Origin of the sequence: Micromonospora halophytica, from assembly GCF_900090245.1 — a bacterium.
In the GTDB taxonomy this organism is placed as follows: Bacteria; Actinomycetota; Actinomycetes; order Mycobacteriales; family Micromonosporaceae; genus Micromonospora; species Micromonospora halophytica.
In genome coordinates, this window is sequence record NZ_FMDN01000013.1 from 166,984 (window position 1) to 187,964 (window position 20,981).

Annotated in this window: 1 protein-coding gene and 1 pseudogene; both read right to left on the reverse strand. The window is 75.9% G+C overall.

The window, feature by feature from the left end; genetic code table 11:
• Positions 1 to 28: 28 nt before the first annotated feature.
• Complete coding sequence (locus GA0070560_RS18025) at positions 29 to 9,028, reverse strand: type I polyketide synthase (protein ID WP_091298831.1); 9,000 nt, start codon at positions 9,026 to 9,028, stop codon at positions 29 to 31.
• 9 nt (positions 9,029 to 9,037) lie between these two features.
• Positions 9,038 to 20,092, reverse strand: a pseudogene (locus GA0070560_RS29515) (SDR family NAD(P)-dependent oxidoreductase); the annotation flags it as partial.
• Between the last annotated feature and the right edge of the window lie 889 nt (positions 20,093 to 20,981).

Here is a 20,981-nt window from a genome sequence, read left to right on the forward strand (position 1 = left end):
TCCGGGTCGGAAAGCGGGTGCGGGCGGATCAGGAGATCCCGAGTTCCTTCCCGATGAAATCGATCAACTCCTCGTCGGAGGCGGCCGTCAGGTTGTCGGCGGCGGTCTCCTCCGCGTCGCCGGTCAGCCGCGCGAGCATCGTCTGCAGCCGGTCGGTGACCGCCCGGCGCGCCGGCGCGGAGGCCGCGATCGCCGGAAGCCGGTTCTCGAGCTGGTCGAGCAGCGCGGTGGCCGGATCCGCGCCGTCCGGGCCGGCGTCCGGCCGCAGCTCGTCGTGCAGCCGGTGAGCGACGGCCCGGCAGGTCGGATGGTCGAAGACCAGCGAGACCGGCAGCCGGAGCCCGGTCGTGCGCCCGAGCCGGTTGCGCAGCTCGACGGCCATGACCGAGTCGAGCCCGAACGAGGTGAGCGGTTCGTCGGCGGCGAGCATGTCCGGCGTCGCGAAGCCGAGCACGGCGGCCAGGGTGGTCCGCACCAGATCGAGCAGCGCGTCCTCGCGTTCCGGGTTGGTGAGCGCGGCCAGCCGCTCGCGCAGCGCGGCGCCGGCGTCCCGGTCGGCGGCGCCGTCCTCGGCGCCGGCCCCGGCCAGCGCCTGGCGGGCCGCCGGGACGCCGGTCAGCAGCGGCATCGGGCGCAGCGCGGCCAGTCCGCCGGCGAAGCGGTCCCACTCGATGTCGGCCACCAGCAGGAAGGTCTCGTCGCCGCCGACGGCCCGGTCGAGCAGGTCCAGCGCGGTCCGCGGGTCCATCGCCCGCACTCCCCGGCTGCGCAGCCGGGCCTCCACCTGGTCGCGTCCGTCGAGGCTGCCGCCGCCCCAGGCCCCCCACGCCACCGAGGTGACCGGCCGCCCGGCCGCGCGCCGCTGCCGGGCGAACGCGTCCAGGTAGGCGTTGGCGGCCGTGTAACCCGCCTGGCCGGTGCTGCCGAACGTGCCGCCGGCTGCCGAGAACAGCACGAAGGCGTCCAGCGGCAGATCCGCCGTCAGCTCGTGCAGGTTTCGCACGGCCGCCACCTTGGCCGCGAAGACCGGGGTGAGCCGGTCGGCGGTGAGCTCGTCGAGCCGCGCGTCGTCGATCACGGCAGCGGCGTGCAGGACCGCGGTCAGCGGCGCGTCGGCGGGCACGGCCGCGAGCAGGCGGGCCAGCGCGGTGCGGTCGGCCATGTCGCAGTCGGCCACGGTCACCCGGCTGCCGAGCTGCCGAACCTCCTCGGCCAAGGCGGGCAGGCCCGGTGCGGCGCTCGCGTGCCGGCTCGCCAGAACGATGTGCGGTGCGCCCTTGTGGGCCAGCCAACGAGCCAGGTGTGCGCCCAGCGCGCCGGCGCCGCCGGTGACCAGGACCGTGCCGGACGGCTGCCACGTCCGGTCGCCGGCGGGCCCGGCGGGCTCCAGCCGGCAGCCGTAGGCCCCCGTCGCACGGATCGCCACCTGGTCCTCCGGTCCGCCGAGGACGGACAGCGTGCGGGCCAGCGCCGCCTCGTCGAGGACCTCCGGCAGATCGATGAGGCCACCCCAGCGGTCCGGGTGCTCGAGGGCCGCGGTCCGGCCGAGGCCCCACACCTGCGCCGAGGCCGGATCGCGCAGCGGGTCGGTGGCCCCGGTCGACACCGCGCCGCTGGTGAGGCACCAGAGCGGGGCGGGCAGCGCGGCATCGCCGAGCGCCTGCACGAGCGCGAGCGTGGCCGTGGTGCCGACCGCGGCGCCCTCGGCCGAGAGCTCCGGCGAGTCATCGAGGGCGAGCAGCGACAGCACCCCGGTCACCGGGGCGGTGCCGGCGGCGGCCCGCAGGCGCAGGGCCAGCTTCTCCCGGTCGGCGTCGGAGCACTCCACCGTCGTCACGGTGGCGCCGGCGCCGGTCAGAGCCGCCAGGACCGGGTGCTCGCCGAGGCCCTCCGGTACGACGGCCAGCCAGGTGCCGGCCGGCGCGGCCGAACCGGTGATAGCCGGCCAGGCGACCGTGTAGCGCCACGAGACCGGCTCGTCCGCGCCCGCGACCGGTGTCTCCAGCCAGAAGCGGCGCCGCTGGAACGGATAGGTGGGCAGGTCGGCCCGGCGGGCGCCGGTGCCGGCGTACAGCACGGCCCAGTCCACGTCCACGCCCTGCACGTACGCCTCAGCGGCCGAGGTGAGGAACCGGCGCAGTCCGCCGGCGTCCCGCCGCAGGGTCGAGACGATCACCGGCTCCCGCTCCGGCCGGCCGGGTGCCGCCTCCACATTCTCCTGTATCGACAGGTTCAGCAGCGGATGCGCGCTGACCTCGATGTACGTGTTGAGCCCGGCAGCCTCCAGGGAGCGCATCGCGCCCTGGAAGTCGACCGTCTCGCGGATGTTGCGGTACCAGTACCGGCTGTCCATCGTCGTCATGTCGAGTTCGGCGCCGGTCACCGTCGAGTACAGCGGGACGTGCCCGGCCTGGGGAGCGACCGGGGCCAGGTCGGCCAGCAGGCGGTCGCGGAGCACGTCGACCTGCGCGGAGTGTCCGGCCGTGTCCACACCGGGGATGCGCCGGGCGCGGATCCCCTCCGCCGCGCACTCGGCCACGAGCTCGTCGCACGCCTGTGGGTCGCCGGCCACCGCGCAGGACGCCGGGCCGTTCACCGCGGCCACCGACAGCCGGTCGCCCCAGCGGGTCAGGCGGGCGGCCGCCTCCTCGGCCGGCAGCAGCAGCGAGGCCATGCCGCCGCGCCCGGTCAGCTCCAGCCAGGCCAGGCTGCGCAGGGCCACGATGCGGGCCGCGTCGGCCAGCGTGAGGCCACCGGCCACGTACGCGGCGGCGATCTCGCCCTGCGAGTGCCCGACCACCGCGGCGGGCTCGACACCGTACGACCGCCAGAGCGCGGCCAGCGACACCATCATCGTGAACAGCGCGGGCTGTTTGACATCGACCCGGTCCAGCGGCAGCTCGGAGTCGCCGGTGAGCACCTCCAGGACGGACCAGCCGGTGAAGACTCGCAGGGCCGCGTCGCACGCCTCGGCCTCCGCGCGGAAGGCCGGCACGGTGGCCAGCAGCTCGCGCCCCATGGCGGGCCACTCGGCGCCCTGACCGGGGAAGACGAAGACGGGGCGGCGGTCGCCGATCGCCACGCCCCGTACGGCTTCGGCGTCGCCGAGCAGAACCGCCCGGTGCGCGAAGGTCGAGCGGCCGTGCACCAGCGAATAGCCAGCGTCGACCGGCTCGAGCCCCGGATCCGCCGCCAAGCGGGCGCGTAGCCGCTCGATCGCCTCGTCCAGAGCCGGCTCGACGCGGGCCGACAGCACGAGCGGAACGGCCGGGGGCACGACGCGGGCGGCCACGGCCGGCGGGTCGTGCGGCGGCTCCTCGATGATCAGGTGTGCGTTGGTCCCGCTGATGCCGAACGAGGACACCGCGCCGCGCCGGGTCCGCACGCCGCGCGGCCACGGCTGTTCCCCGGTGAGCAGTTCGACGGTCGCCGACTCCCAGTCCACGTACGGCGTCGGCGAATCGACGTGCAGGGTGCGCGGCAAGGTCTCGTGGCGCAGCGCCAGCACGAGCTTCATCACCCCGGCCACGCCCGCGGCGGCCGCGGTGTGGCCGATGTTCGATTTGACCGAGCCCAGCCACAGCGGACGGTCGCGGTCGCGGCCGTAGCTGGCGAGCAGGGCCTGCCCCTCGATCGGGTCGCCCAGTTTCGTGCCGGTGCCGTGCGCCTCGACCACGTCGATGTCGTCTCCGGCGAGGCCGGAGCCGGCCCACGCCTGCCGGATGACCCGCTCCTGGGAGGGCCCGTTCGGCGCGGTCAGGCCGTTGCTCGCGCCGTCCTGGTTGACGGCGCTGCCGCGGATCAGCGCGAGCACCGGATGGCCGTGGCGGCGGGCGTCGGAGAGCCGCTCGACCAGCAGCATGCCGGCCCCCTCGGACATGCCCATGCCGTCGGCGGCGGCCGCGAACGGCTTGCAGCGGCCGTCCGCGGCCAGCACACCCTGACGGCTCAGCCCGGTGAAGCCGCCGGTCGAGGCCATCACGGCGGCGCCGCCGGCCAGCGCCAGGTCGCATTCGCCGCGGCGCAGCGCCTCGACGGCCAGGTGCAGCGAGACCAGCGACGAGGAGCACGCGGTGTCGACGGTGAGCGAGGGGCCTTCGAGGCCGAGCACGTACGACACCCGGCCCGACATCACGCTGGTGAACACGCCGGTCATCAGATGCGCCTCGAGGCGCTCGCTCGGCTGGGTGGCGGCGCCGTAGAACGAGTACATGCCGCCGATGTAGACGCCGGTACGGCTGCCGCGCAGCGTGGCCGGGTCGATGCCGGCCCGTTCCACGGCCTCCCACGAGGTCTCCAGCAACAGGCGCTGCTGCGGGTCCATCGCGAGGGCCTCACGCGGCGAGATGCCGAAGAAGGCCGGGTCGAAGTCGCCCGCGTCGTGCAGGAAGCCGCCCTCGCGGGCGTAGGTGCGCCCGGCCCGGTCCGGGTCCGGGTCGTAGAGCTGGGCCAGGTTCCAGCCGCGGTCGGTCGGGAACGGTGTGATCGCGTCCCCGCCGTCGTCCAGCAGCTGCCAGAACTCCTCGGGGGTGCGGACACCGCCCGGGAACCGACAGCCCATGCCGACGATCGCGATCGGCTCGTCGGCGCGGGCCGGCGCGCTGGTGACCGCCACCGCGCCGGCCGAGCCGGTCACCCGGCCGAGCAGGTGACGGGCCAGCGTCCGGGCGGAGGGGTGGTCGAAGACCAGGGTGGCAGGCAGGCCGAGGCCGGTGGCGGCGGAGAGCCGGTTGCGCAGCTCCACGGCGGCCAGCGAGTCGAAGCCCAGCTCGCGGAACGCCCGGTCGGCCTCGATCGCGGCGGCGCCGGAGTGGCCGAGCACCACGGCCGCCTCCGCCCGGACGAGCTCGAGCACGACCCGCTCGCGTCCGTCCTCGGGCACCTGCTCGAGCCGGGCCGCCAGGGCCGACGACCCGGCGTCCCCCGTCGCGCGGGTGCCGTCGAGGGCCCGGCGGGCCTCCGGGATTTCCCGGATCAGCGGGCTGGGCCGGGCCATCGTGAACACCGGCGCCGCGCGGTCCCACTCGACATGGGTGACCACGAGGTAGGTCTCGTCCGCGGCCATCGCGCGGTCGAGCAGGTCGAGGGCCAGGCCCGGGTCGAGCGCGGGAAAGCCGCGGGTCCGCAGCCGCTCGGCGACGTCCGCGGCCATGCCGGCGCCCCAGGATCCCCACGCGATCGAGGTGCCCGGGAGTCCGCGCTGCCGGCGCTGCCGGGCCAGCGCGTCCAGGTGCGCGTTGGCCGCGGCGTAGTTGCCCTGCCCCGCCGCTCCGAAGCTGCCGGCCACCGACGAGAACAGCACGAACGCGTCGAGCGGCCGGTCGGCCGTGAGCTCGTCGAGGTGGCGCGCGCCGTCCACCTTGGGCGCCCGGACGGCGGCGAACCGCTCCGGGTTGAGCGTCTCCAGCATGCCGTCGGCCAGGACACCGGCGGCATGCACCACCGCGGTGAGGCCGGGCAGGGTGTCCAGCAGCGCGGCCACCTGCTCGCGGTCGGCGACGTCGCAGGCCACCACGTCGGTGCGGGCGCCGAGCGCGGTCAGCTCGGCGGCGAGCTCGGCGGCGCCCGGCGCCGCGGGGCCGCGCAGGCCGGCCAGCACGAGGTGCGGTGTGCCCCGGGCGGCCAGCCGACGGGCCAGGTGGGCGCCGAGCAGGCCGGTGCCGCCGGTGATCAGCACCGTGCCGTGCGGCCGCCACCCGGCCGCCTCGGCCAGCGGCTTACGGACCAGGCGGCGCACCAGCGCCCCGCCGTCGCGGACGGCGATCTCCTCCTCGCCGTGCTGCCCGGCACCGGCGAGGAGCGCGACGAGCCGGGCGATCGCGCGGTCGTCCGGGCCGGCCGGCAGGTCGATCAGTCCGCCCCATCGGCGCGGATGTTCCAGCGCGGCGACCCGGCCGACCCCGCACACCTCGGCCTGGGCCGGGTTCGCCAGCGGGTCCTCCGGGCCGGTCGAGACGGCGCCCGAGGTGACGCACCACAGTGGCGCGTCGGCGCCGCTCTCCCCCAGCTCGCGCAGGAGCGCGGCGGTGGCCGCGGCCGCGTCGTCACCGGCCGTTCCAGCCAGGAACAGCGCCCCGGCCAGGCCGTCCGGAACCGGCTCGCCCGGCGCGGCCAGGTGCGGCTCCAGGCCGGCCGCCCGCAGCGCCGCCGCCACCCGGGTGACCAGCGGGTCGGCCGGATCGCCGGCGACCAGCCAGCGGCCGGGCACCGGGGCCGCCGCACCGATCGCCAGTGGCCGCCACGCGATCGTGTAGCTCCAGTCCTCGTGCGCCGGGCGCGCGGCCGCCACGGCCGGTCCGGCCGGAGCGTCCAGCCAGTACCGCTCGCGCTGGAAGGCGTACGTGGGCAGGTCGACCCGGCTCGGCGCGGCCGCGGTGAGCAGCTCCTCCCACCGGACGCCGGCGCCGTGCACGTACGCCTCCGCCGCCGCGGTGAGCACTCGCGCCTGACCGCCTTCCTGACGGCGCAGCGTGCCGATCGCGATCGCACCCTCGGCGGCCGGGCTGTCGTCGATGATCTCCTGGATGCCGACCGTCACCACCGGGTGCGGGCTCACCTCGATCAGGCAGGTGATGCCCTCGGCGAGCAGCCCGCGCACCACCGGCTCGAAGCGGACCGGCTCGCGCAGGTTGCGGAACCAGTAGCCGGCGTCCAGCCCAGTGGTGTCGATCGGCTCGCCGAGGACCGTGGAGTGGAAAGGGATTCGCGCCGGGCCGGGCCGGATCCCCTCGGCTGCCGCGAGCACCTCGTCGCGCACCCGGTCGACGTGGTGCGAGTGGGACGCGTAGTCCACCTCGATCCGGCGGTTGCGGATCCCGTCGGCGTCCAGCGCCGCGCGCAGCTCGTCGAGGGCCTGCGCGGCGCCGGACACGACGACCGAGGACGGCCCGTTCACCGCGGCCACCGACAGCCGGCCGGCCCAGGGGGCGAGCCGCGGGCCGATCTCCTGCTCCGATAGCGCCACCGACACCATGCCGCCCTCGCCGGCCAGGCCCAGCAGCGCCCGGCTGCGCCGGGCGACGATCCGGGCGCCGTCCTCCAGGGAGAGCGCGCCGGCCACACACGCCGCCGCGATCTCGCCCTGCGAGTGGCCGGCCACGGCCGACGGCTCCACGCCGAGCGAGCGCCACATCCGCGCGAGCGAGACCATCACCGCCCACAGCGCCGGCTGCACCACGTCCACCCGGGCCAGCGCGTCCGGGTCGTCCAGCACCTCGGTGAGGTCCCAGTCGACGTGTGCGGCCAGGGCGGCGCGGCACTCGGCCAGGGCCGACGCGAAGACCGGCGAGCCGACGGACAGCTCGCGCGCCATGCCGGCCCACTGCGAGCCCTGGCCGGGGAAGACGAAGGCGACGCGCGGCTCGGCGACGGCTCGGCCCAGCACCACACCGGGTGCGCTCCGGCCGGCGGCCAGCGCGCCCGCGCCGGCCCGCAGCGCGTCCACGGTGGCGCCGAGCACTACCGCGCGGTGATCGAACCGCGCCCGGGTGGTCAGCAGCGAATGGGCCACGTCGACCGGGTCACCGGCCACGGACGGCAGGCGTCCGGCCTGCGCCCGCAGCGCGGCCGGGGACTTGGCCGAGACGACCCATGGCACCCACGGCACCGAGCCGGCCGGCCCGGCCGGCTCTCCCGGTTCCGCCGGGGGTGCCTGCTCGACGACCACGTGCGCGTTCGTTCCGCTGACACCGAACGCCGACACGGCCGCGCGGCGAGGCCGTCCGGTGCCCGGCCACGGCAGGGGCGCGCCGAGCAGCCGCACCTGCCCGGAATCCCAGTCCACCTGCGAGCTCGGCCGGTCCAGGTGCAGGGTTCGCGGGAGCACGCCGTGCCGCATCGCCATGATCATCTTGATCAGCCCGCCGACACCGGCCGCGGCCTGGGTGTGCCCGAGGTTCGACTTGAGCGAGCCCAGCCACAGCGGCTCGTCCCGGTCCTGGCCGTACGTGGCGAGCAGCGCCTGCGCCTCGATCGGGTCACCCAGCGGGGTGCCGGTGCCGTGCCCCTCCACCGCGTCCACGTCGGATGGCAACAGGCGGGCGTCGGCCAGCGCCGCGCGGATGACCCGCTGCTGCGCGGGACCGCTCGGCGCGGTCAGCCCGCTGGAGGCGCCGTCCTGGTTGACGGCCGAGCCGCGGATCACCGCGAGCACCGGGTGCCCGTTGCGCCGCGCGTCGGAGAGCCGCTCCAGCAGGAGCATGCCGGCGCCCTCGGACCAGCCGGTGCCGTCCGCGCCGTCGGCGTACGACTTGCAGCGGCCGTCCGGCGCCAGGCCGCGCTGCCGGCTGAACTCGACGAACGCCGCCGGCGAGGACATCACCGTGACACCGCCGGCCAGCGCGAGCGAGCACTCGCCCGAGCGCAGGGCCCGCGCGGCCAGGTGCACCGCCACCAGCGACGACGAGCAGGCGGTGTCGACGCTGACCGCGGGGCCCTCGAACCCGAACGTGTAAGCGATCCGGCCCGACGCGACGCTGGCCGAGCTGCCGTTGCCCACGTACCCCTCGAAGCCGTCGGGGGCCCGGTGCAGCCGGGTGGCGTAGTCGTTGTACATGATCCCGACGAACGTGCCGACCGGCGCGCCGCGCAACGGGCCGGGGTCGATGCCGGCCCGTTCCAGGGCCTCCCAGGAGATCTCGAGAAGCAGGCGCTGCTGCGGGTCCACGGCAAGCGCCTCGCGCGGGCTGATGCCGAAGAAGCCCGGGTCAAAGTCGGCCGCCTGGTAGAGGAACCCACCCTGCCGCGTGTACGACGTGCCGGCCCGGTCCGGGTCCGGGTCGTAGAGCGACTCGAGGTCCCAGCCCCGGTCGCCGGGGAAGCCGCCGACCGCGTCCCGGCCCTCGTCGACGAGCAGCCACAGGTCCTCCGGCCCCCAGACGTCGCCCGGATAGCGGCAGGCCATGCCGACGACCGCGATCGGCTCGTGCGACTGCTCGACCAGCTGCCGGTTGCGCTGCCGCAGCCGGTCGGCCTCCTTCAGCGAGTCCCGCAGCGCCTGGATGACGCGCTGTTCGTCGTGCTGGGTCATCGACTCCCCCTAGTCCCGGCCGTGCTGGTCGTGACGCGCCAGCTTGATCAGGTCGTCCAGTTCCATCTCGTCGACCGCGTGCGGCCCGGCCGCCGGTGAGACCGGTGCCGCCACGGCGTCGTCGCCGGTGTCCTCGCCGCCGCCTCTGGCCAGGCGCACCAGCACGTCCAGCAGGCCGGCGTCGCGCAGCCGGTCGAGCGGGATCGCGTTGATGGCCCGCCGCAGATCGGCGTCGGCGTCGTCCGGCTCGGTCTCCGGCGTCAGCAACCCGGCGAGGTGCCGCGCGAGCACCTCGACGCTCGGGTAGTCGAACAGCGCCGTGGCGGGCAGCCGGAGCCCGGTGCGCGTGCCGAGCCGGTTGCGCAGCTCGACCGCGGTCAGCGAGTCGAGGCCCAATTCCAGGAAGCCGCGGCCGACGGCGATCTCGGCGGTCGTGTCGTGGCCCAGCACGTCGGCCAGTTCGCGCCGCACCAGCCCGCGCAGAATGCCCTCACGCTCGCCCGCGGTCGCGGAGGCCAGGCGGTCGCGCAGGTCGCTCTCGGCCTCGGGCCCGGCCGGTGCGGCCGGCGCCGCCGGCACCAGGTCGAGCAGCAGCGGCCGCAGCGTGCCGGACCGGGCCTGCGCGGCCAGCGCCGGCCGGTCGAGGGCGACCGCGGCCAGCACGGCTTCGTCGGCGCCGGTCGCGGCGTCGAAGAGCGCGAGCGCCTCGTCGGCCGACAGGGCCCCGATGCCGAAGCGGGCCATCCGGCGCCGGTCGCTGTCGTCGAGCCGGCCACCGAGGCCGCCGTCGTCCGCCCACAGGCCCCAGGCCACGGCGTTGGCCGGCAGCCCGGCCGCGCGCCGGTCCAGCGCCAGCTGGTTGAGCGCGGCGTTGGCGGCCGCGTAGTTCGCCTGACCGGGACCGCCGAACAGGCTGGTGGTCGACGAGAACAGCACGAAGGCGTCCAGCGGCCGGCCGAGGGTCAGCTCGTGCAGGTGACGTGCGCCGGTCACCTTGGGGTCCAGCACGGCGTTCAGGCGTTCGACGGTCAGCCCCTCCAGGACACCGTCGTCGACCACGGCGGCCAGGTGCACCACGGCGGTCAGCGGGCGCTCCGCCGAGATCCCGTCGAGCACCCGGGCCAGGCTCTCGCGGTCGGTGACGTCGCAGGCGGCGACCGTCACGGTGACGTCCGGCCGGCCCAGGTCCGGGGCCGGGCCGCCGTGCCGGCTCAGCAGCAGCAGATGCCGCACGCCGCGCTCGGCCAGGTGCCGAGCGACGGCCACGCCGAGGGCGCCGGTGCCACCGGTGACGAGCACGGTGCCGTCGGCTCGCCACGGCAGCGGCTCGGACCGCCCGGTGGCGGTCTCGAGGCGCGGGGCGTGCAGCACGCCGTGCCGCACTATCAGCTCCGGTTCCCCGGTGGCCGCGGCTGCACCGGCGAGCGCCGGGTCGTCCGCGGTGAGCAGCACGAAGCGCCCGGGATGCTCGGCCTGGGCCGAGCGCACCAGCCCGCGGACGGCGGCGGCGCCAAGCGAGTCCCCGGTGGTTCCGGTGACCACGACCAGCCGCGCACGCGCGTACCGGTCGTCACGCACCCATGTCCGCACCGCGGCCAGCGCCTCGTGCACGTCGTCGCAGGGCAGCGCGACCAGCTCGGGCACCGCCTCGGGCAGCGCGCCGAGCCGGTCCACCACCGTGGCCGGTGCGGTCGCGGGCCCGGCGGCCACGGCCCGCTCAGCCAGCCTGAACAGCGACTGCCGCTCGGCGCGCCGCGCGTCCCGCAGCTGTCGGGCCGACACCGCGCGCATGAGCAGCGCGTCGACCGAGAACACCAGGTTGCCAGCCTCGTCGGTGGCGACGATCGTGAGAGCACCGTCGGGGCGCTGCGAGAGCCGCGCCCGCACCGCCGCGGCGCCGCTCGCCGCCAGCCGCACGCCCTGCCAGGCGAACGGCAGCCCGGCCTCGGGGCGGATCAGTGCCGAGGCGTGCAGGACGGCGTCCAGCAGCGCGGGGTGCACGCCGAACTGGCCGGCCGTCGCGGCCAGTTCGTCCGGCAGCCGCACCTCGGCGTGCACGGCATCGCCGTGCCGCCAGGCCGCGCGCAGCCCCTGGAAGGCGGAGCCGTAGCCGAAACCGTGCTCGGTCAGCAGGGGGTAGAACGCGGTGAGGTCGACCGGCTCACTGTCGGCCGGCCATGCGGCCGCCGTGGCCTCGCTCGCGCCGGCGTCCATCCGCCCGCCGGCGTACCGGATCCAGTCGGTGCCCCGCCGCGCGTACACGCTGAACGACCGCTCGCCACTGTCCGCGGCAGGGTCGACGGTGACCTGGATCGGCACACCGCCGTCCGGCGGCAGCACCAGCGGCGATTCCAGGGTCAGCTCGACGAGCCGGGTGCAGCCCACCTCGCGGGCGGCGCGCAGGGCGTACTCGACGAAGACCGCGCCGGGCACCAGCGTCGTGCCCATGATGGTGTGGTCGGCCAGCCAGCCCTGACGGTCGCGGGACAGCCGGCCGGTCAGCAGGTGTCCGCCGGAGCCGGGCAGCGGCACCACGGCGCCCAGCAGCGGATGCCCGGCCGCGGCGAGACCGGCCTCGGTGACGTCGCCGGCGGTGACCGTGCCGGCGAGCCAGAAACGGCGGTGCTGGAACGCGTACGGGGGAAGCTCGACCGCCGCGGGCCGCGAGTGGCCGAAGACCGCGTCCCAGTCGATCGGGACGCCGTGCGCGTACGCCTCAGCCACCGCCGTCATCACCGACCGGCCCTCCTCGCGGTCGCGCCGCAGCACGGGGACGAAGATGCCGTCGACGCAGTCGCGGCCCATCGCGCTCAGCACACCGTCCGGCCCGATCTCGAGGTACGTGGTGGCGCCACGCTCGTACAGGTCGCGCACGGCGTCGGCGAACCGGACCGGCCGCAGCACCTGGTCGATCCAGTACTGCGGGGTGGCCACCTCACCGGTGACCAGGCCGCCGGTCACCGTGGACACGAAGTCGACCGCCGGCGGCGCGAAGTCCAGCCCCTGCACGACCTCGGCGAACGCCTCGAGCATCGGGGCCATCCGCGGCGAGTGGAAGGCATGGCTGACCCGCAGCCGCTTGACGCGGTAGGCGGCGAAGCGGCGGAGCACCTCGTCCTCGTCGCCGGAGACGACCACGGCGTTGGGCCCGTTGACCGCGGCGAGGGCCACCCGGTCGTCGAGCAGCGGCCGGATCTCCTCCTCGCTCGCCTCGACCGCCGCCATCGCGCCGCCGGGTGGCAAGGCCTGCATCAGCCGTCCGCGCGCGGTCACCAGCGTGGCCGCGTCGGCCAGCGAGAGCACTCCGGCCACGTGGGCCGCCGCGATCTCGCCGACCGAGTGCCCGGCGACCAGGCCCGGCCGGATCCCCCACGACTCGAGCAGCCGGGCCAGGGCCACCTCGACGGCGAACAGCGCCGGCTGCGCGTTGCCCGTGCGGTCGAGCTGGTCCTGGTCGTCGCCGAACAGCACGTCCCGGACGCCGAGCCGGCCGAGCACCTCGTCCAGCGCCGTGCGGAAGGCGGGGAACCGCTGGTAGAGCTCGCGGCCCATGCCGGCCCGCTGCGCGCCCTGCCCGGTGAACAGGAACGCCGTCCGGCCGCCGGCGGTGCCCCGCACGGTCCCGGGCGGTTGCTCGCCGGCGGCGACGGCGCGCAGCCCACGGCGCAACTCGCCGGCGTCGTCGGTGGCCAGCACGACGGCGCGGTGCTCGAGCGCGGGACGCCGGGTGAGCGCGTGGCCCAGCGCGGTCACCGGCACGTCCGGCAGCGCGGCCAGCCGGGTCGCCTGCTCACGTAGCGCGCCCGGTGTGTGCGCCGAGAGCACCACCGGAACGACCGGCAGCTCGGCGGCGGCCGGCACAGGCTCCTCGGCCGGCGCCTGCTCGAGGATCACATGTGCGTTGGTGCCGCTGATCCCGAAGCTCGACACCCCAGCCCGCCGCGGCCTGCCGGTGGCCGGCCACGGCAACGCCTCGGCGGCCAGCCGCACCGCGCCGGCCGACCAGTCCACCTGGGACGACGGCTCGCCGGCGTGCAGCGAACGCGGCACGATCCCGTGCCGCATCGCCTGCACCATCTTGATGACGCCGGCCACGCCCGCGGCGGCCTGCGTGTGACCGAGGTTCGACTTGACCGAGCCCAGCCACAGCGGCTCGTCCCGGTCCTGCCCGTACGTGGCCAGCAGCGCCTGCGCCTCGATCGGGTCGCCCAGGCGGGTGCCGGTGCCGTGTCCCTCCACCGCGTCGACGTCGGTCGCCCGCAGTCCCGCACCGGCGAGGGCCTGGCGGATCACGCGCTGTTGCGACGGCCCGTTCGGGGCGGTCAGGCCGTTGGAGGCGCCGTCCTGGTTCACGGCCGAGCCCCGCACCACCGCCAGCACCCGGTGCCCGTTGCGGCGGGCGTCGCTCAGCTTCTCCAGGACCAGCACGCCGACGCCCTCGGACCAGCCCGTGCCGTCGGCCGCGTCCGCGTACGACTTGCACCGGCCGTCCGGCGCGAGGCCGCGCTGGCGGGCGAACTCGACGAACACACCCGGCGTCGCCATCACCGTGACTCCGCCGGCCAGCGCCAGCGTGCACTCGCCCTGGCGCAGCGCCTGCCCGGCCAGGTGCAACGCCACCAGCGACGACGAGCACGCCGTGTCGACCGTCACCGCCGGGCCCTCGAGGCCGAACGTGTACGCGATCCGGCCCGAGGCGATACTGCCGGCGCTGCCGTTGCCCAGATAGCCCTCGAGGTCCTCGGGCACGGCCGTCAGCCGGGCCGCGTAGTCGTGGTACATGACGCCGGCGAACACGCCCGTCCGGCTGCCATGCAGCGTCGCCGGGTCGATGCCGGCCCGGTCGAACGCCTCCCACGAGGTCTCCAGCAGCAGCCGCTGCTGCGGATCCATCGCGAGGGCCTCACGCGGTGAGATGCCGAAGAACCCGGCGTCGAAGTCGGCGGCGTCGTAGAGGAAGCCACCCTCGCGGGCGTACGTCGTGCCCGGCCGGGACGCGTCGGGGTCGTAGAGGCCGTCGAGATCCCAGCCGCGGTCGCCGGGGAACCGGGAGATGCCCTCGGCGCCGTCCGCCACCATCCGCCACAGGTCCTCCGGCGAGCGGACGCCGCCGGGGTAGCGGCAGGCCATGCCGACGATCGCGATGGGCTCGCCGCTCTCGGCGGTCCCCGCCGGCACCGGCTCGGCCACCGGCCGTGCGCCGCCGAGGAAGTCGGCGAGCGCCCGCGGCGTCGGATAGTCGAAGGTCAGCGTGGCCGGCAGCGACCGGCCGGTGGCGGCACGCAGGCGGTTGCGCAGCTCGACCGAGGTCAGCGAGTCGAAGCCCAGCTCGCTGAAGGCTCGGCCGGCCGGCACGGCATCGGGCGTGCGGTGCCCGAGCACCTCGGCGACCTCGGCGCGGACCAGGTCGAGCAGGTCACCGACCGGCACGGCCGACGGCTTGGCGGCCAGGGCCGACGGCTTCGACACGATCCGACCGAGCCGCGGCGAGAGCCGCCCCTCCCGGGCCGCGGCGCGCAGGGCGGCCCGGTCGAGGCCGACCGCGACGACCTCCGACTCGCCGGCGCCGAGCGCAGCGTCGAACCGGGCCAGCGCGTCGTCGGTGGCGAGCGGGATCAGACCTCGGCGGCCCATCCGGGCCAGGTCGCCGTCGCTGAGCCCGGCGGTGATCGCGCTGCGCTCCGCCCAGATGCCCCACCCGATCGAGACGGCCGGGCGTGCCGTCGCGCGCCGGTGCTCGGCCAGGCCGTCGAGGTAGCCGTTGGCGGCGCCGTAGGCGGCCTGCCCGGCCGAGCCGACCGCGGCCGTGACCGATGAGAAGAGCACGAACATCTCGGCCTCGGTGGCCAGGTCGTGCAGGTGCCACGCACCGTCCACCTTGGCCCGCAGGACACCGGCGACCCGGTCGGCGGTCAACGATTCCAGCACGCCGTCGTCACGGACGCCGGCGGCGTGCACCACGACCCGGACCGGCCCGATCTCGGCCAGCAGCCGGGCCAGCGCATCGCGGTCGGCCACGTCGCAGGCTCGGACCCGGACGCGGCCCGCCAGGTCGCTTCCGGGCTCGGGCGGGGCGCCGCCGGTCCGACTCACCAGCACGACGTCACGGGCGTCCCAGCGCTCGACAAGGTGCCGCGCGACGGCCCGGCCGAGCGTGCCGGTGCCGCCGGTGACCAGGACCGTTCCGGAGCCGTCCCAGGCCGGGGCGCCGCCCGGCCCGGCCGCCACCAGGCGAGGAGCGAACAGCTCACCGTCGCGGACGCGGATCTCGGGCTCGCCCGTGCCGGCCGCCCGGGCGAGGTCGTCCGGGCCACCGCCGTCGACCAGCACGATTCGGTCCGGATGTTCCTGCTGGACGCAGCGGGTCAGCCCGCGCACCGCCGCCCCGGCCCAGCCGTCCGTCCAGACGACCACCGTGCGGTCGTCGCCGGCCAGCCGGTCGCGGAGACCGGTCACGGCGTCCCACACCACGGCGTGGACGTCGCCCGGCGTGCCCGTGGTGGCGCGGAAGTCGAGGACCTCCACGTCCGCGAGCGGAGCGCCCGGGCCCGGCACGGGCTCCCACACGGTGTGCAGCAGGCCGCCCGCACGTCCGGCCGGCAGCGGCCGCACGGTCACGCCTCGCGAGCTCAGCACGAGAGCGCCGGCCTCGTCGGTGGCGGTCACCGCGAGCGTGTCCGGTCCGCTCGGCGTCAGCCGCACGCGCAGGAGGGTGGCTCCCGGCACCGGCACCCGCACGCCGGACCAGCTGAACGGCAGGCGGGGCCGGCCGGTCTCGCCGAGGGCCCAGGCGTGCAGCGCGGCGTCGAGCAGAGCCGGGTGCGCGAGATAGCCGCCGGCCTCGCCGGGCAGTTCCACCTCGGCGTACACCTCGGACTCGCGCCGCCACGCGGCCCGCAGCCCCTGGAACAACGGCCCGTACGCGAAACCGGCGTCGGCGAGCCGCGGGTAGGCGTCCGTCAGGTCGACCGGCTCGGCACCGGCCGGCGGCCACTCCTGCGCACCGGCCGCGACGGGGTCATCGGCGGCCGGGCCGAGCAGTCCGGTGGCGTGCCGGGTCCAGTCGCCGTCCGCCGTGTCCCGGGCGTAGACGGTGACCGGGTGACGGCCGCCGTCGTCACTCGGCGCGACCACGACCTGGACGATTAACGCGCCCCGCTCGGGCACGACCATCGGCTCGTGCAGCACCATCTCGTCGACCTGAGCGCGGCCGGTCGCGGCGGCGGCGTACAGCAGCCACTCCAGGATCACCGTGCCGGCCACGGTGACCCGGTCGCCGATGACGTGGTCGGCGAGCCAGCGGTGCTCGGCGACCGACAGGCGGCCGGTCAGCGTCACGCCGTCGGAGTCCGGCGCGGCCACGACGGCACTCAGCAGCGGGTGCCGGGCCGCGCCGAGGCCGGCGGCGGCCAGCTCGGCGGGGGCGGTCCGAGTGTCGAGCCAGTAGCGGCGGTGCTCGAACGCGTACGTGGGCAGGTCGACGATCCGCCCGCCCGAGCCGGCGAGCACGGCGTCCCAGTCGACCCGGACGCCGCGCAGGTGGACGGCGGCCAGCGCGGCGAGCAGCAGGCCCGCGTCGCCCTCGCCACGACGCATCACCGGGTGCGCCCCCTCGGTGACGGCGCTGAGCGCGCGGTCGGGGCCGATCTCGAGGAAGGTGTCCACACCGGACGCCGCCACGGCGTCGGCGAAGCGGACCGGCTCGCGAACCTGCCGGACCCAGTAGGCCGGCTCGTCCACGGGCGGGTTGCCGGCGAACGGGATGGCCGGCGGGTGGAACTCGAGCCCGTCGACCACGTCGGCGAGGTCGTCGAGCATGGGTTCCATCAGCGCCGAGTGGAAAGCGTGGCTGACCCGCAGGCGTCGTGACCGGAACCCGTGCGCCGCGGCCAGCACGGCGTCCTCGGCGCCGGAGAGCACGACCGACCGGGGACCGTTGACCGCGGCGAGCTGCACCCGCTCGGACAGGCGCGGCGCCACCTCGGCCTCGCTCGCCTGCACGGCGACCATCGCGCCACCGGCCGGCAGCGCCTGCATGAGGGCGGCCCGCGCGCCGATCAACCGGCAGGCGTCGGCCAGCGACAGCACACCGGCCACGTGCGCGGCCGCGATCTCACCGACCGAGTGACCGATCAGCACGTCCGGGACCACGCCCCACGACTCCAGCAACCGGTAGAGGGCGACCTCGAAGGCGAACAGCGCCGGCTGGGCGACGGCCGTCCGGTCCACGTCGCCGTCGATGTCCAGCCGCGCGGCGATCTCGTCCCACGCCGCCGCGAAGACCGGGAAGCGCTCGTGCAGCGCGCGGCCCATGCCGGGCCACTGCGAGCCCTGACCGCTGAACAGCATGCCCAGGCGGCCGTCGCCGGCGGTGACGTCGACGGCCGGACGCTTCAGGCCCTCGAGGAGCGCCGCACGGTCGCCGGCAGACAGCACGGCGCCGAAGCCGAAGGTGGGGCGGGTCAGGCTGGTGCGGGCGATGTCGGCGAGCGAGACGTCCGGCCGGGAGGCGACGTACGTCCGCAGCCGCTCGGCCTGCCGGGCGACCGCCTCGGCGGTGCGGCCGGAGAGCACCACCGGGACGGCACCGTGCGGCTGGGAGGGGGCCGGGGTCTTCGCCGGTGCCTGTTCGAGGATGACGTGGGCGTTGGTGCCGCTGATTCCGAACGCGGACACACCGGCCCGCCGCGTGCGCGCGGTGTCCGGCCACGGTGCGGCCTCCGCGACCACTTCGACCGCGCCGGAGGACCAGTCCACCTGAGCGGACGGCGCGTCCACGTGTAGCGTCGACGGCACCATGCCGTGGCGCATCGCCATCACCATCTTGATCACACCGGCCACACCCGCAGCCGCCTGCGTATGACCCAGGTTCGACTTCACCGACCCCAACAGCAGCGGCGTCTCCCGGCCCTGCCCATACGTCGCCAGCAACGCCTGCACCTCGATCGGATCACCCAACCGCGTACCCGTGCCGTGCCCCTCCACCACATCCACGTCGGCGGCCGTCAGACCCGCAGTGGCCAGCGCCTGCCGGATCACCCGCTGCTGCGACGGCCCGTTCGGGGCGGTCAGGCCATTCGAGGCGCCGTCCTGGTTGACTGCCGAACCTCGCACCACCGCCAGCACTCGGTGGCCGTTGCGCCGGGCATCCGACAGCCGCTCCACGAGCAGCACACCGACACCCTCGGACCAACCGGTCCCATCGGCCGCGTCCGCGTACGCCTTGCACCGCCCGTCCGCCGCCAAACCACGCTGCCGGCTGAACTCCACGAACGCACCCGGCGTCGCCATCACCGTCACACCACCGGCCACCGCCAGGTCGCACTCCCCCGACCGCAACGACTGCGCCGCCAGATGCAACGCCACCAACGACGACGAGCATGCGGTGTCCACCGTCACCGCAGGGCCCTCCAGGCCGAAGACATAGGAGAGACGCCCAGAAGCCACCGCCGCCGCGCTGCCGGTGCCGCCGTACCCCTCGATGTCCTCGGCGGCACGGCGCAGCAGTGTCGTGTAGTCCTGGCCGTTGGTGCCGACGAACACGCCGGTCCGACTGCCACGCAGACCCGCCGGATTCAGACCGGCCCGCTCGAACACCTCCCACGACGTCTCCAGCAGCAACCGCTGCTGCGGGTCCATCGCCAGCGCCTCACGCGGCGAGATCCCGAACAGCTCGGCGTCGAAACCGGCCACGTCGTCCAGGAACCCACCCTCCCGGACGTACGAGGTGCCGGGCCGGCTGCGCCGCGGGTCGTAGAGGGCGTCGAGGTCCCAGCCGCGGTCTTCGGGGAAGGCACTCAGCGCGTCGATCCCGTCGTCGAGCAGCCGCCACAGGTCCTCCGGCGAGCGCACGGCACCGGGGAACCGGCAGGCCATACCGACGATGACAATCGGGTCGCCCGGCTCGCCGGCCCGCTCGGTGAACGCGCCCGTCACCGGGTCCGCGTCCCGGCCGCCACCCAGCTCCGCGCGCAGGTGCTCGGCGAGGCGGGCCGGCGTGGGATGGTCGAACACCAGCGAGCTGGGCAGCGCGAGCCCGGTGGCGGTGGCGAGCCGGTTGCGCAGCTCGACCGCGGTCAGCGAGTCGAAGCCGAGATCCCGGAAGGCGCGGGACGACGGGACCGCGTCCGGGCTGTCGTGGCCGAGCACCGCGGCCGACTCGCCGCGCACGAGGGTGAGCAGCGCGCGGGTGTCGCGCGGCGCCGGGGCGGACGGCGCGGCGCGGCGCATGCCCCGGACGGCCGGCAGGTCTTGCAGCAGCGGCATGACCGGCGCAGCGGCGAACCGGAACCAGTCGACTTCAAGGACGGTCACCACGGTGTCGTCCTGCTCCCACGCTTGGCGCAGCGCGGTGAGCGCCACCTGCGGCGCCAGCGGCGTGATCCCGGTGCGACGGTGACGGCGCTCGGCCGCCGCGCTCGCGGCCATGCCGGCGCCCGCCCACGGCCCCCAGGCGATCGAGGTGGCCGGCCGGCCCGCGGCCCGGCGGCGGTGCGCGATCGCGTCGAGGACGGCGTTGGCGGCGGCGTAGGCGGCCTGCCCGGCCGCGCCGATGGTGGCGGCGGCCGAGGAGAAAAGGACGAACGCGTCCAGGTCGAGGCCGGCGGTCAGCTCGTCGAGGTGCCGGGCGCCGAGCGCCTTGGACCGGACGACCGCGGCGAACCGCTCGGCGGTGAGACTGTCGATCGTCCCGTCGTCCAGGATCCCGACCGCGTGCACCACGGCGACGAGGTCGTCGATCCGCCCGATCACCTCGGCCAGCCGTTCGCGGTCGGTGACGTCGCAGGCTTCGAGGGTGGTCCGGGTACCCATCGCGGTCAGCCGGTCGCGAAGATCGGCCGCACCGGGCGCCCCGGCCCCGCGGCGGCTCACGAGGACCACGTGCTCGAAGCCCTCCGCCGCCGCCCAGCGTGCGAGGTGCGCGCCGAGGGCGCCCGTGCCGCCGGTGATCAGGATGGTGCCGCGCGGCTGGAACGGGCGCCGCCGCCGGCCGAGCGGCGCCGGCACGAGGCGGCGCGCGTACGCCTGGCCGCGCCGGACGGCGACCTGGCGCTCGCCGGCGGCCACGGCTTCGGCGAGGGCCTCGGCCTGCGCGGCGTCGCACTCGGCCGGCAGGTCGGCGAGGCCGCCCCAGCGTGCGGGTTCCTCAAGCGCGGCCACCTGGCCGAGGCCCCAGATCTGCGCCTGGTCCGGATCGGTCAGGTCGTCGCCGCGGACCGCGACGGCACCCCGGGTCACGCACCAGAGCGGGCCGGGCGCACCGGTCCTGACGAGCTCCAGCGTACGCTCCGCTCCCCCGTCGTCCCACGACAGCAGCGACACGACGCCCGCCACGCCGGGGCGGCCGGTCAGCTGCTCCGGCGTCACCCGGCACACCTGGGCGCCGCGGTCGGCCAGCGCCCGCTCGACGAGGTCGTGTGCGGGGTCGGGTGCGCCGGTGACGAGCAGCCACGTGCCGTCCAGGCGGGCGGGCGGCGTGTGGTCGAGCCGGGCCCAGTCGATCCGGTAGCGGTTGGTGTCGGTCTCGGCGTCGAGCCAGTAGCGCTGGTGCTGGAAGGGGTAGGTGGGCAGGTCCAGCGTGCTGGGCCGGGTGCGGCCGGAGACCGCGGCCCAGTCGATCGGTGCGCCCGCGACGTGCAACCGCGCCAGCGCCGCCAGCAGAGCCTCGGCCTCAGGCTGCTCCCGGCGCACCGCCGGCACAAAACCGTCATGCCCCAGCGCGGTCAACGACCCGTCCGGGCCGATCTCCAGATAGATGTCAGCGGCAGCCGCCCGCACCGCATCGGCGAAGCGGACAGTCTCCCGCACATGCCGCACCCAATACGCAGCCGAATCCACCGCCGGATCACCCGCGAACGGAATCACCGGCGCCCGGAAATCAAACCCACCGATCGCCGCAGCGAAATCATCGAGCATCGGCTCCATCAACGCCGAATGAAACGCATGACTGACC

Coding starts and splice junctions, on each gene's coding strand:
- GA0070560_RS18025 (WP_091298831.1), bottom strand. CDS start 9,028: ATGACCCAGCACGACGAACAGCGCGTCATCCAGGCGCTGCGGGACTCG.